General features: G+C 60.7%; 18 protein-coding genes. 5 read left to right on the plus strand and 13 right to left on the minus strand.

The genetic code is table 11. From position 1 onward, the window contains the following. Window positions 1-68 precede the first annotated feature (68 nt). From ACY8D3_RS10365 to ACY8D3_RS10375, 3 genes are read right to left on the minus strand one after another with little or no spacing between them, the layout of a single operon-like run. Window positions 69-587: a DUF2937 family protein gene (locus ACY8D3_RS10365; protein ID WP_462384021.1), complete on the minus strand. Its 519-nt coding sequence runs from the start codon at window positions 585-587 to the stop codon at window positions 69-71. A 19-nt stretch (window positions 588-606) separates the two neighbouring features. After that, window positions 607-1,389 carry a class II glutamine amidotransferase gene (locus tag ACY8D3_RS10370; RefSeq protein WP_462384023.1) on the minus strand — a complete coding sequence of 261 codons (783 nt, stop codon included), beginning with the start codon at window positions 1,387-1,389 and terminating at the stop codon, window positions 607-609. A gap of 12 nt (window positions 1,390-1,401) precedes the next feature. Next, window positions 1,402-1,863, minus strand: coding sequence for an MFS transporter (locus tag ACY8D3_RS10375; protein WP_462384025.1), 462 nt, complete (start codon window positions 1,861-1,863; stop codon window positions 1,402-1,404). 190 nt (window positions 1,864-2,053) lie between these two features. On the opposite strand from ACY8D3_RS10375, the gene ACY8D3_RS10380 reads away from it, so the two are divergent. Then, window positions 2,054-4,111: a S9 family peptidase gene (locus ACY8D3_RS10380; protein WP_462384027.1), complete on the plus strand. Its 2,058-nt coding sequence runs from the start codon at window positions 2,054-2,056 to the stop codon at window positions 4,109-4,111. Between the two features lie 444 nt (window positions 4,112-4,555). Here the strand turns inward: ACY8D3_RS10380 and ACY8D3_RS10385 are convergent, their stop codons facing one another. Together ACY8D3_RS10385 and ACY8D3_RS10390 are read right to left on the minus strand one after the other, a co-directional pair. Next, window positions 4,556-5,200 (minus strand): alpha/beta family hydrolase, encoded by a 645-nt coding sequence (locus ACY8D3_RS10385; protein WP_462384029.1) that lies wholly within the window; start codon window positions 5,198-5,200, stop codon window positions 4,556-4,558. 64 nt (window positions 5,201-5,264) lie between these two features. Beyond that, window positions 5,265-5,690 carry a 3-isopropylmalate dehydratase gene (locus ACY8D3_RS10390; protein ID WP_462384031.1) on the minus strand — a complete coding sequence of 142 codons (426 nt, stop codon included), beginning with the start codon at window positions 5,688-5,690 and terminating at the stop codon, window positions 5,265-5,267. A 234-nt stretch (window positions 5,691-5,924) separates the two neighbouring features. Here ACY8D3_RS10390 and ACY8D3_RS10395 point away from each other — a divergent pair, with 234 nt between their 5' ends. Continuing rightward, a complete protein-coding gene (locus tag ACY8D3_RS10395) occupies window positions 5,925-6,608 on the plus strand; it encodes a DUF4197 domain-containing protein (RefSeq protein ID WP_462384033.1) in 684 nt (227 codons plus the stop codon). A 1-nt stretch (window position 6,609) separates the two neighbouring features. Here the strand turns inward: ACY8D3_RS10395 and ACY8D3_RS10400 are convergent, their stop codons facing one another. The 3 genes from ACY8D3_RS10400 to ACY8D3_RS10410 form a co-directional block, all read right to left on the minus strand. Next, complete coding sequence (locus tag ACY8D3_RS10400) at window positions 6,610-7,053, minus strand: HIT family protein (protein WP_462384035.1); 444 nt, start codon at window positions 7,051-7,053, stop codon at window positions 6,610-6,612. Between the two features lie 88 nt (window positions 7,054-7,141). Then, window positions 7,142-7,534 carry a globin gene (locus tag ACY8D3_RS10405; protein ID WP_462384037.1) on the minus strand — a complete coding sequence of 131 codons (393 nt, stop codon included), beginning with the start codon at window positions 7,532-7,534 and terminating at the stop codon, window positions 7,142-7,144. 216 nt (window positions 7,535-7,750) lie between these two features. Beyond that, window positions 7,751-7,984, minus strand: a complete 234-nt coding sequence (locus ACY8D3_RS10410) for a hypothetical protein (RefSeq protein ID WP_462384039.1) — start codon at window positions 7,982-7,984, stop codon at window positions 7,751-7,753. 260 nt (window positions 7,985-8,244) lie between these two features. Between ACY8D3_RS10410 and ACY8D3_RS10415 the strand changes: the two genes are divergently transcribed. Beyond that, on the plus strand, window positions 8,245-8,580 hold the full coding sequence (locus ACY8D3_RS10415; RefSeq protein ID WP_462384041.1) for a hypothetical protein: 336 nt from the start codon (window positions 8,245-8,247) through the stop codon (window positions 8,578-8,580). A 98-nt stretch (window positions 8,581-8,678) separates the two neighbouring features. Then, entirely contained in the window at window positions 8,679-8,807 is a 129-nt protein-coding gene (locus ACY8D3_RS10420) for a hypothetical protein (RefSeq protein WP_462384043.1), read from the plus strand. Window positions 8,808-8,867: 60 nt separating this feature from the next. On the opposite strand, the gene ACY8D3_RS10425 is transcribed toward ACY8D3_RS10420, so the two are convergent. Together ACY8D3_RS10425 and ACY8D3_RS10430 are read right to left on the minus strand one after the other, a co-directional pair. Then, on the minus strand, window positions 8,868-9,341 hold the full coding sequence (locus ACY8D3_RS10425) for a GreA/GreB family elongation factor (protein ID WP_462384045.1): 474 nt from the start codon (window positions 9,339-9,341) through the stop codon (window positions 8,868-8,870). Window positions 9,342-9,396: 55 nt separating this feature from the next. Beyond that, a complete protein-coding gene (locus ACY8D3_RS10430; RefSeq protein WP_462384047.1) occupies window positions 9,397-10,707 on the minus strand; it encodes an MFS transporter in 1,311 nt (436 codons plus the stop codon). A 416-nt stretch (window positions 10,708-11,123) separates the two neighbouring features. Here ACY8D3_RS10430 and ACY8D3_RS10435 point away from each other — a divergent pair, with 416 nt between their 5' ends. Beyond that, the gene (locus ACY8D3_RS10435) at window positions 11,124-11,492 is read left to right on the plus strand and encodes a C40 family peptidase (RefSeq protein ID WP_462384049.1); all 369 of its coding nucleotides are present in this window, start codon (window positions 11,124-11,126) and stop codon (window positions 11,490-11,492) included. Window positions 11,493-11,527: 35 nt separating this feature from the next. Here the strand turns inward: ACY8D3_RS10435 and ACY8D3_RS10440 are convergent, their stop codons facing one another. The 3 genes from ACY8D3_RS10440 to ACY8D3_RS10450 all read right to left on the minus strand — a co-directional run bounded on the left by ACY8D3_RS10440 (window position 11,528) and on the right by ACY8D3_RS10450 (window position 15,053). Further along, complete coding sequence (locus tag ACY8D3_RS10440) at window positions 11,528-13,360, minus strand: ABC transporter ATP-binding protein (protein ID WP_462384051.1); 1,833 nt, start codon at window positions 13,358-13,360, stop codon at window positions 11,528-11,530. A gap of 116 nt (window positions 13,361-13,476) precedes the next feature. Further along, the gene (locus ACY8D3_RS10445; RefSeq protein WP_462384053.1) at window positions 13,477-14,031 is read right to left on the minus strand and encodes a peptidylprolyl isomerase; all 555 of its coding nucleotides are present in this window, start codon (window positions 14,029-14,031) and stop codon (window positions 13,477-13,479) included. Window positions 14,032-14,114: 83 nt separating this feature from the next. Continuing rightward, window positions 14,115-15,053 (minus strand): LysR family transcriptional regulator, encoded by a 939-nt coding sequence (locus ACY8D3_RS10450; RefSeq protein ID WP_462384055.1) that lies wholly within the window; start codon window positions 15,051-15,053, stop codon window positions 14,115-14,117. Between the last annotated feature and the right edge of the window lie 78 nt (window positions 15,054-15,131).

Below are 15,131 nucleotides of genomic sequence, written 5' to 3' on the forward strand. Positions count from 1 at the left end.
CCTACTGCGCGGGATGGGACTGGAACGAAAACGGCCCGCATCAGGCGGGCCGTTTGACAGACACAGGCTCAGCGGAAGTGACGCGATGGGCGCCGACGCCCTAGCGCGAAGACGTTTGCCAGAATGAGGATCAGCGCCTCGACGATCCAGGCAAATAAGAAGCCGCAGGCCACGCCCCAGAGAATCGCATTCGGGGTCAACACGATCTGGTAGTTGTAGGCGCGATAGGTCTCGTCGAGCATGGCCTGGTCGGCTCTGGTCAGCATGTGCCATGCACGTTGATACCAGGGGCCCTGCATCACTTCCCATTCCGCGTCTAGCGTCTTGCTGCGCCGTACCAACACCTCGACGCTGTCCGCGTCGTTACGGATCACCGGATCGGAATTCTCCCGATAGCGCGCAACAAGGGCGTCCAGGTCACCGTCGAAGTACACCTTTGCGGTCTGCTGGAAGCCCTTCAATCCTTCCCGGGCTTCGATGCGGTGTGCATCGACCCGCTTGGCATAGTCGTTCATGAAGCCCGGCACCTGTACGCCCAGCAGCAGCCCGAGCGCAAACAGGGTGAGTCTGAGATAACTCAACAGCATCTAGCGGATCTCCATATCGTCAGGTGTCAGCAGGCGCGCCTCGGAGCAGGCACTCACCGCCAGCCCAAAGCGTCCAGGTGCCGGGAGCGTGAAGCTCCCAAGTTTCATTGGAAGTCAGTGGTTCGGTGGCAAGGACCGTGACGACGTCATTCGGCGTGGTCTCGGACTGAAAATCCACCTGTACCTCGACATCCTTCAGATGGGCTGGCCCGAACGGAGCGCGACGCGTGATCTGGGCAAGCTTCGTGGAGCAGAAGGTAAACAGCCATTCGCCGTTGCTGAGCAGGCAATTGAATACGCCGTGTGAGCGGTAACGTTCGCAGCAACCGACCAGCTCGGCCACCAGCTCCGTCACCGGAACAGGCTCAGGGAACCGGTCGCGAATATGGTTTAGCAAATCGCAGAACGCGGCTTCGCTGTCGGTTGTGCCAACCGGGCGATAGTGCCCCGTCCGAGGGCTGAAATCCGCCAGTTGGCCGTTATGCGCGAAGCACCAGTGCCGCCCCCATAGCTCCCGCGTAAAAGGATGCGTGTTCGCCAGGCATACGCCACCTACATTGGCATGCCGGATATGCCCAATAACGGTTTCGCTCTTGATGGGATAACGACGGACCAGCTCGGCGACTTCGGACTGATAGCTAGGCCTCGGGTCCTGGAAAATGCGGAGCCCTTTGCCCTCATAGAAGGCGATACCCCAACCATCCCGGTGTGGGCCCGTACGACCGCCGCGCTGCATCAGCCCGGTGAAACTGAACACGATGTCGGTCGGAACGTTGGCACTCATACCGAGCAGCTCGCACATGGGTCGACCTCGTCAGAGTCTGGGTTCGACACGCATGCTGGAACGGGGTCGGCTTTGCGGAACGAAGCGCTCTTCGGGCTCCTCGACCTCATCCCGCCGGTGCCGCGCCTGGCGCGCCTCATCCTCCGCGCGACGCTGGCGAGCCTTACGTTCGAGCGGCCAGCGCACCAGCGCGAAAACGATATAGGCGCCGAAGGCAATCAACCCGTAGGACACCAAGTCCAGTACGGCACGCCAGGCGTTATTGCCCACCTTGAGCACCATGTCCATCGCCGTGATCGCAACAGCAGGTGCGAAGAAGTCCTTGGTGGGATCAACGATGGTGGGCGTCAGTACGAGGATGGCAACAATGAGGCGCAGCGGCTCGCGCAACCATCTCCACATCCAGCCGGTCAACTTGAACGAGACTGCAATGCAACCCAAGGCTGCTACGCCGTAAATGGCCCAGGCGATCAGATAGTCTTGTTCAGTCATGCGGCTTCGTGGTCGGAGTGGCGAACGGGCGCTTATCATAGCGGCTTTCCCAAGGTCGGCGTACCCGTCCGTGCTGTGTGGTCTCTGCAAACCGCCGAAGTGCGGCGGACACCCGGCGAATCCGCCACCCGACCGCCCATTCGCGAGCCGCACCGCTGCTGAAACCGCGCTCGTATCTACAGGAGATTCCATGACCCACGCCCCGATAGCCCGCCGAGACGATGCCAACGATCCCTATGCCTGGCTCGAGCAACGCGATGACGAGGCGGTGATCGAATACCTCGAAGCGGAAAACGCCTGGACCGAGCAGTGCCTGGCCAGCGAAGCACCGCTGCGGGAACGGCTGTACGAGGAGATCAAGGGCCGCATCCGCGAAACGGATCTGTCATTGCCCTCCCCGTGGGGGCCGCATCTGTATTACCAGCGCACCAGCGCCGGCGATGAATATGCACGCCATTATCGCTGCCGCCGGCCGGCGGACGGATCCTTTGACGTCGATGCCGCGACCGAAAGGCTGCTGCTGGATCCGAATGCGTTGGCAAACGGCGGATTCCTGTCCATCGGCACGATCTGCGTCAGTCCGGACTACCGACGTATGGCCTACAGCCTCGATACGGCCGGCGACGAAATCTACAGACTGTTCGTGAAGGAACTGGATACCGGCGCTGTCACAGAGCTGCCCTTCGCGAACTGCGACGGCAGCATGACTTGGGCGGCAGACAGCAACACGCTGTTCTATGGTGAGCTGGATGAGACCCATCGCCCGCACAAGGTCTACCGTTACCGTCTCTCCAGCGAACAGCCGGAGGAAGTGTTTCATGACCCGGACGGCCGTTTCTTCGTGCATTGCTACCTCAGCAGCTCGGAGCGGCAGCTGATCATCCTGGCCAACAGCAAGACCACCAGCGAAGTATGGGTACTTGACGCTCACACGCCAGATGCCCCGTTTCACTGTGTATTGCCGCGCGAGGAAGGCCACGAGTATTTTCTCGATCATGGGCGGCTCGAGGGCGAGTGGACCTGGCTGATACGCAGCAACCAGGACGGCATCAATTTCGGCGTGTACGCAGCCCCCGAAGCCAGCCCGGAACGATCATCCTGGCGCACGCTGGTCGACCACGACCCAGCGCGCATGATCGAAGGCGTCGGCGCTCACGACGGTGCCTTCATTCTCAGCCTGCGCGAAGGTGGTCTACCCGTGGTGCAGATCCATCAGGATGGACGCGAGCCGTACCGGGTAAATCTTCCTGACGCGGTCTACAACCTGTACGTGCAGGACACGGTTGAATTCGACAGCCCTGTCGTCCGTCTACGCTACGAAGCCCTCAACCGCCCGGCCCAGATTCGTGAGCTAAGGCTGATATCCGGCGAACAACGGGTCCTCAAGGAAACACCTGTCGAAGGGCCATTCGATGCTGATGCCTACGTGAGCGAGCGCCTATGGGCTACCGCGGCTGACGGTACCCAGGTCCCCATCAGCCTCGTCGGTCGGCGAGACGTACTGCAACGTAATGAGGCCGCCCCGCTCTACCTGTACGGCTACGGTGCATACGGCGCCAGCATGGATGCCTGGTTCTCGCACGCGCGCCTCTCGCTACTGGACAGAGGCATCGTATTCGCCATCGCACATGTGCGCGGCGGCGGTGAATTGGGCGAGGCCTGGTATCGCGCCGGCAAACTCGAGCACAAGACGAATACGTTCTCGGATTTCATCGCCTGCGCCGAGCATCTCATTGCCTCCCGCCACACGGCGCCAGACCGCCTGATCATCAGCGGTGGCAGCGCCGGCGGCCTGCTGATAGGGGCTGTGCTGAATGCGCGGCCGGAGCTGTTTGCGGGCGCCATCGCGGAGGTCCCCTTCGTGGACGTGCTCAACACGATGCTCAATCCGGACCTGCCGCTCACGGTCACCGAATACGATGAATGGGGCGATCCCAATGAGGCAGACGTCCACGACCGCATCAGGGGCTACGCTCCCTACGAGAACGTCCAGGCGCAGGACTATCCGGCAACGCTTGTGATCGCGGGCTACAACGATAGTCGGGTCCAGTATTGGGAGGCGGCCAAGTGGGTCGCCAAGCTACGGGCCACCCGCACCGACCAGAACCTTCTCCTGCTCAAAACCGAAATGGGTGCCGGCCATGGCGGGATGAGCGGCCGCTATCAGGCTTTCAGGGACGTCGCGCTCGAATACGCGTTCGTACTGAAGGTGTTGGGCATGAGCCAAGTCCAGGACTCGCCGGTATGACGCCATAGGCCAACTATCCTTCCAGAGTAGGAAACCTGGGCGGCCCAGTCGCCCAGTGCAACGCCTGGATGACTTCGGCCATCCACCCTACAGGTCGGCGTCGACAATCGTTCACGGTGACCAGCCGTAAAGCGTAGGGTGGAATCCCGAAGGGCTTCCACCGTTTACCTCGTATCAGACCGTCCGATTATGAGCACGTTGCCTGCTTTTGCCGTGTTGATTCTTTCGGTGGGTTACGCTTCGCTAACCCACCCTACAGAGTCGGCGTCGGCAATCGTTCACGATGGCCAGCCGTGACCTCGTAGGGTGGAATCCCGAAGGGCTTCCACCGGTTACCTCGCACCAGAGGCCCAATCCTGGGCGCGTTATCCGTACAGACATTCACGCCGAGCCTGCTCGGTCGTTTCGGTGGGTTACGCTTCGCTAACCCACCCTACAGGGCTATTAGTCGCGGTCGTACCACGCAAGCGCCGATAAAAACGATGCCACTTGGTCGGCCGCTACCGCCAGATGGGCTTCGTGCGTATGCCCAGAGCGCTTGAGCGGTTCGAGATCGTGGTTACCCGATGGCAACCAATGGATGTGGATTGCCGGGGCCAAGGTGTAACCCTGAACCGTTTCATGCGTGCCCATGGCGTCTCGGTCGCCTTGAATGATCAGGGTTGGCGTCTTCAAGTCGGCGAGATGCGCTACCCGCGGCTTGTCCTGTTTGCCCGGCGCATGAAACGGGTAGCCCAGACAGACCAGCGCATCCGCACCCACCTCCTCCGCAATCAGGCTCGCCATACGGCCACCCATGGACTTCCCGCCGATCGCCAGGGGGCCGGCGCGCGTGGACCGAATGCCCTCGACTCGCGCCCGCCACTGCTCGAGAAGCTTCGCCTGGGGGTTCGGAGGGCGCTTGCGGCCATCCTCGCGGCGCGTTGCCATGTAATCGAACTCGAATCGCACGCAAGTAATGCCGTGCGCAGCGATCTTTGCGGCCATCGAATTCATGAACGGGCTGTCCATTGGCGCCCCGGCACCATGGGCCAGGATCAGCGTCCACGGCCCATGGCCCTCGTTCCAGATTAAGGATGTATCGGCCATGGACTCTATCCGCAAAACGAGCAGTATAAAGCCATGCCTGCCAGGTGAGCCGGAGTGCGCCGAATCACTTGCTCTCTTCGTCCGGTCGAATGTCGAAGCCGCTGCTCGCCTCGCTCACGATACGAAACGTGTATTTTTGCCCTGGCTCGACGGTAACCAGCTTTTCGCGACGCAGGCGCGCCAAGGCGCAGAGCCCTTCGCCTTCGTTGTCACGACCAATGCCGATGATGTGCTGGCCGGGCTTGACGTGAAAGCTCGCCGATTCGCCTCGACCGACGCGTGCAGCAACTTCGCGATCGATCAAAAGCTCAACGAAGCAACCGCCACCGAGATAACCCACATCCCTGTTCACTCTCAATTCGCCGGTGCCTGGGGCCTGCTCCTGGTGCGCCATCAAGCGCTCTGGCGGGACTGGCGTAATCTCATCGATCTGGTAGGACGAACAGCCAGCCAGAAATACGAACGGAAGAACGGCAAGACTCAGGCGCATGTATTCCCTCCTTGGGAACGTCGAGCGAAGCGGTGCCTTTAAGACCCGGTATCCGCCGGTAAGTGCGAATCGGCATATATCAGCGTGCGGACGCCGCTGACCGATTGGGTTCGCTTCTTGTTTCAGAGATGATGAGCACCGCCGGGAGCATGAGCGGTGGACGGTAGGCTCGTCTACCCGTGACGCTTCGGTTAATGCTCTCCAACACGTCCGTTCCAACGGGAAGGCCATTCTATGTTCCGCTCTATCATGACCCTGTGCGCTGCCGCCACGCTTGCGCTGACGACCCTAACCGCTGCCGCCGCGAATGTATCCCAGCAGGATGCCTCCTCTGCACTGAAGGACGCCCTCTCCCAGGGCGCTCAGATTGCGGTCAAACAGCTCGGCCGGCCCGGCGGATTCAGCAACGACCCGAACGTGCGTATCGAACTTCCCGGCAAACTGGCGAAGGCCTCCAAGACATTGCGCATGCTCGGCATGGGCACACAGGTCGATGACCTGGAGAATGGCCTCAATGCTGCGGCCGAGGCTGCCGTGCCACAGGCACAGGCCATCCTTCTGGACTCGGTAAAGAAGATGACGATCAGCGATGCGAGGGCGATCCTGAGCGGGCAACCGAACGCCGCGACGCAGTACTTGGACAAGAGCAGTCGTGCGCAAATCAGGGAGCGGTTCCTGCCTATCGTCAAACAAGCCACTGACAGGATCGATCTTGCGCAGCAGTACAACGCACTGGTCGGCCGCGCCGCCGGGCTAGGCGCTGTAAACGCTGACAGCGCAAACCTGGAGCGCTATGTAACCGAGCGCGCGCTTGACGGCCTGTTCAAGGTCATCGCCGGGCAGGAAGCCGCAGTACGCCAGGACCCGGCCGGGGCGGCAACGGGTATCGCCCGCCGGGTCTTCGAAGCCGTACGCTAGATCAACCCGCCGCGCGGATGCGCTCGACCAGTCGCGCCTGCAGCGCTTCGAGCTCGGCCGGATCCGCCTTGCCGCGCGCGTGTGCACCCAGTCCCTCGGTGTCCCAGCGCGGAATGATGTGCATGTGAATGTGGTAGACCGTCTGGCCACCCGCAGCGCCGTTGAACTGCATGATTTGCACGCCGTCCGGCTGCAACTCGTCGACAACGATGCGGGCGAGCTTCTGGACTGCTGCCATTACCTTACCGAGCACCGCCGGATCGATTTCAAGGATATTGCGCGCCTGCGCCCCTTTTGGAATGACCAGCACATGGCCCCGTGACTGTGGAAACAGGTCAAGGAATGCGAGTACGTCATCGTCCTCATAGATCCGGTAGCACGGCGCTTCGCCGCGAAGGATCATTGCGAAGATGTTGTTCGAATCGTATTCGCCGTAAAGGCTCATGATTTCTTCCTTTTGTCATCGTGGCGGCCGGAGCCGATTGCCCCGATCATGCCAGCCGCCACTTTCCCGCAAAAGAGTCATTAAAGAATCAGTAGTGCCGTTGAATCACCTCGATCCCCTTCGCCAGCACCTCACGCCATGCTTGCCCAACGGCGGGGCCGAACTCAACGTCATGGCATGCCACGGTCGCCATGAGCGCGTCGACCCAAATGTCGTAGAGATGTGGCTTGATATCCATGCGGTGGCGGGAATGGCTTTCACCCAGTGCGCGGAGCTTGGTGTCCGGCATGCCGCGCGCATACAGCACAAGGTTCAGGATGCCATGACGCAAAAGATGCTTTTGCTGCGTCATGTCTGTCGTGACGAATTTGGCGCGTATCTCGGGAGAGGACGCCAGAAAACGGGCGTAGAAATCGTCGAAGAAGTTCGCGCTTGCACAGCAACGGCCATAGCTTTGCATGACCAGATTATCGGCACTCATTGTGGACGTACTTGTCTCGTTTGATCTTTGGGAAATGGCCGCGCTTACGCGGCGCAACACCCGATCATGCACGGTCCGTGGCGCAGAGTAATTGACATGGATCAATAGAGGACGAAATAGCGAGACGCCCCAGAGCAGGCGTCACGGGCTAGAACACACCTCACAATAAACTGAGCGAAAAGCCAGCGTACTGCCGGCTTTTCTGAAAGATTGTCGCTATTGCTTGAGTTTGCGCTCCGCTTCGGCAGCAGCCTTCTCAATCTTCTCCGTCGTTTGTTCCTTTTCCCGATTGGCCGTTGGCGTGATCACCTTGTCGACGCCGGACGATTCCTTCTCGCCGTCTTCCTCGATATGGCGGCGTACCGCTTCGACCGGCTCGCCGGCCTGGTCGACACTTCGGGTCGCCTGGGTACCATCAGGCGTGCGGGGCGTGCGTTCTTTATCGGTCATAGGGCCTCCTGACTTACATTACGGCAGCAGCTCGCGTCCCAGATCAGCCACAAATGCTTTTGTGGTCACTTCGGCACGCGCAGATTGCCTTGTGATCAGTCATTCGAACCGAGGCGCTCGCCCGGAGTTCGCTGCCCCGGACCAATCGCACGAGAGCCGCGTCACGACCCGCCGACTGGTGCTACCACTTGTCGCACCTCCCATGAACTTAATGTGAATATTCTGCTCCGAAGATTCAGCTCCACCACGTAGCCGACGTCATGCGTACCATCCTTCAAAATCTTGCCAAGGCCCTCGAGGGCCGGTTCGAAGTTACCGCCATAGAGCAGCCGGACGGAACGGCGGTCGTGATACGCACCCTGAATGGTGAATGGGTCACGGAACGGAAGTTCACGCACCGGCAAACGGCGAACAAAGAATTGCTCGAGATCATTCTGTCCGACGTCCGTCACCAACTGATGCAGGCAGAAGCTGGCCTCGGCAGTCGACTGGGGGCCCCTGCCACGCCCCTTCAACCTGTCGACGGGCGTGCCCTGTTCCCCGAGAGCACGACTCAGCTTGCCATGACACCAGGGCCGGCGCTCGATTCACGTTGAAGGTTCACGGTGCGCGTAGGCACGACCAGTCGCGAGTTCCAATCGAACGATTCGCGCTTGGCGCGATTCCAAACGACTCAACGACGGAGGACTGCGCCATGCCACTGAACCGCCCTGAGACTGACGGCACCGAAGAGCCCGATATCACCATGACCGACGCCGAAGAAGTCGAGGCTGAAGTTGATCCGGACGAAGACGAGCTGGGTATCGAACAAGACAAGGCCTGACCGCGACTTGCCAGCTACCAACGGCGGCCAGCGACTCGGAACGGCCGCCGTCACAGCCGCTCACTCGATCTCAATCACCTCGTAGCGCTGCCGCCGCCCGCCGACGACGATATCAACCTCGTCCCCTTCACCTGCACCCAATAGTGCCTTGCCCAACGGTGACAATGGGGTGATGACAAGTATTTCGCGTGCCGCCTGCCTGACCTTCAGGCCCGCCGCGTTCGGCCCGAGGAACAGATCCTTGCGACCGCTATCGGCCCCAAGGCTGACGAGCGCCCCCAGGCGGATCCTTTCTTCCATGGGTTCGAGCACCAGGTTTCGATAGGCCATGACAGCAGCCTCCAGTTCATGGAGTCGCTTGCGCTGACCATCCGCCAGGTAGGCCGCCTCCAGCCCGCGCGTGTCGTATTTGTTCTCGGCCTTGCTCTCTTCATGCGTGGCCGCCTCGTGGGCAGCCTTGAGCGCATCGGCAGTCACGCGACGGTCGTTCTCCAACTGCTCGATGATGCACCGAACCAGCGCTGCCTTATCCATACTGCCCCTCTACGCCCAATGACAGACCGATGCCCGGCAACCGGGCCGCACCCCGCTAAATCATTTCGACCTGGCTCTCTCGTGCACCGTCCGCTCGACGCAGCGCCGCCTGACGCCATAGGTACAGCGCAACACCAATGTTGACAGCCGCCACTAGCGCTACGTAATGCGCAGGCGCCATAGCACCCAGCCGCTCGGACAGGTATGCGATCAAGGGCGCGGTGATCGCACCCGCAATGGCATAGGCCAGGTTGTAGGAAAGCGCGATGCCGGAATAGCGCACGGGTGCCGGGAACGACGCCACCATCACGGCTGGCACTACCCCAGCGATGCCCGCGGTGAACCCAGCCAGCGCGTAGAGCGGCATGAAATGTTCGCCACCGGCGGCCAGATCGATATAGAGCGCATACGTTGCGGCAATCAGCGCAACAGCGCTCAAAAGCAACGACCGCGCATTGCCGATCCAGTCAGCCAGTGCACCGGTGAACATGCAGCCGATAACCAGGCAAACCGCGGCCAGAACATTGCCCGAGAACGCACGATCCGCCGCTATACCGAAGTGTGCCTGGATAAGGTTGGGGGTCATCAGGATCAGAACCACGATTCCTGCCGTCAGCACCCAAGTCACCAGCATCGAGACGACGACGCCGCCCCGGTGGTCGGTGAGCACCTGCTTGACCGGCAGTTCCGCAGCGAGTTTGCGCTCGGCACGCATTGCCTCGAACACCGGCGTTTCGTCCAGCCAGCGCCGCAGCCAGACCGCGATAAAACCAAATACGCCGCCCAGCAGGAAGGGGTAGCGCCAGACATGATCCAGCAACTGGGGCTGCGTGAAATAGTGCATGAGGCCAGCGGCCATCAACGCGCCCATCAACGTACCTACGTTGATCCCGGCACTGAGGCTACCCGCGGCGAACCCGACCTTGGACGCAGGTGCATGCTCTGCCACGAATACCCAAGCTCCTGGCATCTCGCCGCCGATCGCTATGCCCTGGAGCAGGCGAAAAAACAGCAAAAGGATCGGCGCGGCGACACCAATCTGCGCATAAGTGGGCAACAGACCGATACACAGCGTCGGCAAGGCCATAAGAAACACACTTAACGCGAACATCCGCTTGCGCCCGATACGGTCGCCGAAGTGCGCCATGACGATGCCGCCAAGGGGACGCACCAGGTATCCGGCGGCGAAGATTCCATAGACCTGCAACTGAGCGACCCAGCCCGGCATCTCGGGCGGAAAGAAAAGCTGGCCGAGCAGCTTCGCCAGAAACACGAAGATAACGAAATCGTAGAATTCCAACGCGCCACCGAGGGCGGAAAGCCCGAGTACTTTTGCGCTGTTTCGAGGTGCCGGTGTGGTACGCATGACCTGCCCAAAGTGTGAAAAAGGGCCGTACTTTAGCCCAGCAGGCGTATCGGCCGCGAGTAATGACCTACGGGCGGCCCATCAATTGCATAAAGACCTTAGGTCTGGTCGGGTATTGATCCCCCCAGGAACATTAGGGAAAATTCGCGGTCCGTCCACGGGACGATTGGATTGTCCGTGTGTTCTTTGTCATCTCATCATGTCGCCATGGCATCGCTCAGGAAGAAAGCGCAGCCGGGATAAAGGTTTTCATAACAGTGAAAAAGTTACTCGCTTCCATTTTTTTGGGCGGGTCGCTGTTTTTGGGCATCAGCACTGAAGCCACAGCGTCCTATCGAATCTATCTCAAGCCATACCCCACACATGCTATGTCGCATCAGGAGGCCAAAGCGACCAAAGCTGTGATCCAACGGGCCATGAGCGCCCTTGGGACGCCCTACCGCTGGGGAGGGACCACCCCAAAAAAGGGGTTCGATTGTAGTGGCCTGGTCAACTACGCGTTCCAGGGCGTACACGACCTGGACCTACCCCGTACATCCCGCGAGCTGTCCCGTTTCGACGGCCCGAAGATCGCCAAGAACCAGCTCCGTCCCGGCGACTTACTCTTCTTCAAGATCCGTAGCCGCGCTGTCGACCATGTGGCCATTTACGTTGGCGAGGGCAAGTTCATTCATGCTCCACGCAGGGGCACGAAGGTCCGTATCGACCACCTCGACAACACTTACTGGCAAAAACACTTCCAGTTGGCGCGGCGGGTAATGCCTCAGCAGTTGGCCTCCAACTGATAATCCGACGGGCGGCCCAGGCCGCCCGTTCCGTTTCAATCGGCCCCAACGAAGCCGCCCGTCTGATGCGCCCACAGACGCGCATACAGCCCGCCTCCCTCAACCAATTCAGCGTGAGTGCCTGATTCGACGATGCGCCCCTGGTCCAGTACGACCAGCCGGTCCATCCGCGCAATCGTGGACAACCGGTGCGCGATCGCGATGACCGTCTTTCCTTCCATCAGCACTTCCAGACTCTCCTGAATGGCGGCTTCCACTTCGGAATCCAACGCTGAGGTCGCCTCGTCCAGTACCAGTATCGGTGCGTTCTTGAGTAGGACGCGTGCAATGGCGATCCGCTGGCGTTGCCCGCCGGACAGCTTGACGCCCCGCTCGCCTACCTGCGCATCCAATCCGGCCCTTCCCTCGCTGTCTCGCAGGAACGGCACGAAGCTGTCAGCCTTCGCTTTACGCAACGCCTCCATCAGCTCTTCATCCGTGGCGTTCGGCCTGCCATAACGCAGATTGTCACGGATCGACCGATGCAGCAGCGCCGTGTCTTGAGTGACCACACCGATCTGGGCTCGCAGGCTGTCCTGCGTGACCGAAGCAATGTCCTGCCCATCGATACGCACGCAGCCGCCCTGGATGTCATAGAGGCGAAGTAGAACATTCATCAATGTGGACTTGCCGGCACCCGAGGGCCCTACCAGGCCAATACGTTCGCCTGGTTTGACGTCGAGCGTCAGTCCATCGAATACCTGCTTCCCCTCGGCGTAGGCGAAGCGCACGGCATCAAAGCTCACGCCGCCCTTCTCAACGAGCAATGTGGTCGCATCCGGACGATCCTGCAGTGCAATCGGATGGACCGTGGTACGCATACCGTCCTGGACAGTCCCGACATTTTCGAAAATGCCATTGACGACCCACATGATCCATTCGGACATGTTATTGATCCGAATCACCAGTCCTGTAGCCAGCGCGATCGCACCGGCACTGATGTCGCCGCGGCTCCATAGCCAGAGCGCCAGACCGCAGGTACCCGCGATCAGCACGCCGTTCATGCAGGTGATCGTGATATCCATCAGGCTAACCAGGCGGGATTGCTGCCGGAAACGCTGCACAAGCTCGCCCATCGCACTGCGTGCGTAGCCCTCTTCCGAACGGGAATGGGCAAAGAGCTTCAGTGTGAGGATGTTCGTGTATCCGTCCACCACCCGTCCCATGACTTTCGAGCGCGCCTCGGATGCGGCAGCGGAACGTGCGCGTACGCGCGGGACGAAATAGCTCAGAACCAGCACATAACCCAGGATCCAGAGTGCAAGCGGCATGGCGAGACGCGGGTCCGCATCAATAAAGAGATACAGTGCGCTGCCGGCATAGATGACGACATGCCACATCGAGTCCACGACCTGCACAGCGGATTCGCGAAGGGACGGGCCTGTCTGCATCACCCGCTGAGCGATACGCCCTGAGAAATCATTCTGGAAAAACCCCACGCTCTGCCGGAGCAGGTGCCGGTGGTTCTGCCAACGGATCATGTTGGTCAGGCTCGGTGACAGCGCCTGATGCACGAACAGATCGTGCAGGCCGTAGAGGATTGGTCGCAGTAGCAAGGCAACGACCGCCATCCAGATCAGCTCACCGGAGTGCGCCGAGAAGAATTCAGCTGCCTCGGTGGTTTGCACCAGATCGATCAATCGGCCCAGAAAGCTGAACAGCATGACCTCGACCAGGGTGGCGAAAAAGCCTACGACGAGCAGGCACGCCATGATTGGCCAGACCTGGCGTAAGTAATAGCCATAGAAGCCTAGGATGCGCCGTGGCGGCGGGTACGGCGGCGCCTCCTTGAAGGGATCGATCAGCTTCTCGAAGGCACGGAACAGCATGAGCAGATATCCATCTGGTCACCGCACACGGCGGTGAAAATGAGCGTAAGGCTTACCGAAACGGGCCTGCGAAACCGCAAGCCGCGGCCGCCTGGACGACGGCCACACCAGGGACGTTACAGACGCTTGGCCAGTTTGATGACAACAGGTTCGCGTGGGACGTTCTGCATCATGCCCTTGTTCGCCGTCGGTACCGAGGCGATGCGATCGACCACATCCATGCCCTGCGTGACCTTCCCGAACACGGCATAGCCGAAGTCACGTGCACCGTGGTCGAGGAAGGCGTTGTCCTTCTGGTTGATGAAAAACTGCGACGTCGCCGAATCCTTCGCCTGCGTACGCGCCATCGACAACGTGCCGCGTGTATTTCGCAGGCCGTTGTCTGCCTCATTTCGTATGGGAGCGCGGGTATCCTTCTGATTCATGTCTGGCTCGAATCCGCCGCCCTGGACCATGAAACCGGGGATGACCCGATGGAACACCGTACCGTTGTAGAACCCGCTGTCGACATAGGCCAGGAAGTTCTCCGCGCTTACAGGTGCCTTGTCCGCAAAGAGCTCGATCTCGACATTGCCTTGAGTGGTTTCCAACAGGACCTTCGGGTTGTCGGCTGCCGAAGCGGTGACAGATAACAGCATGGCGCATACGGAAAACATCAGCGTTTTGAACATGAAAGCTCCTGGAAAATGGTCGGCCGTGCCGAAAGAGGAAAGTCCGAAGTCACTAGCAGAGACGGCCGGATGGGCGCATCGGGTCACGTTTGGGCGCTACCCGGCTGCACATTGCCTCCAAGAATCGATGGTAGCGATTGCGCATCGAACTGCTTGATCAATTCGACAAGGATCTGGGTCGCCGGGCCCAGCGGCTTGTCCTTGTTGGAGTAAAGATAGAAACGGAACTGCCGTCTACCCCCGTCTCTTAATGGAAGCGGCTTGAGTGACCCCTCGGCCAGCTGCCGCTCGATCATGTGTCGCGGCAGCCAGGCAAATCCGAGGCCGTTGCTTACGAAGGTGGCCGACGTGGCCAGGCTGCCTACTGTCCAGCGCTGCTCGGCGCCGAGCCACCCGATATCAATCGGCTGCTTGTGGCCGCTATCGCGTACCACCACTTGCATCTGCGTTTCGAGGTCATGGTGGGTCAGCTCGCGACCGAGCTTGTGCAGGGCATGATCCGGATGGGCGACCGCGACGAATTCAATGAAGTCCATCTCCGCGCCGAGGTAACCCCCGATGTTGATCGCGGTGATTGCCAGGTCCGCCGTGCCTTCACGCAGCACGTCTTCGACGCCCGACAGCACCTCTTCACGAAGGCGGACCCGGCATCCGCGGCTTTGAGGCATGAAGGCCGACAGCGCCTGGACGATACGCGTACTGGGATAGGCGCTGTCGACGACCAGCCGCACCTCCGCCTCCCAACCCTGCTCCATGTGGTGAGCCAGGTCTTCGAGCTGGCTGGCCTGCTTGACCAGTTGCCGCGACCGGCGCAGCAGCACATTGCCCGCGTCAGTCAGAACGGCCTTGCGTCCGTCGATACGAAGCAACGGAACGCCGAGCTGCTCCTGCATTCTAGCCACGGTGTAGCTTATCGACGACTGGGATCGATGGAGCGCCTCGGCCGCCTGGGCAAAACCACCGTGGTCGACGACTGCCTGAAGGGTGCGCCACTGGTCCAGCGTCACGCGCGGGGCTTTCATCTGCTCACTCCTGGAACGGTAGGCACGGATACCGCTGCGCCCAGCGCAGCGACGTGACCCTACAGGCGGCGCCCCGAC

The organism is Pseudomonas sp. Marseille-QA0892 (genome assembly GCF_054950135.1).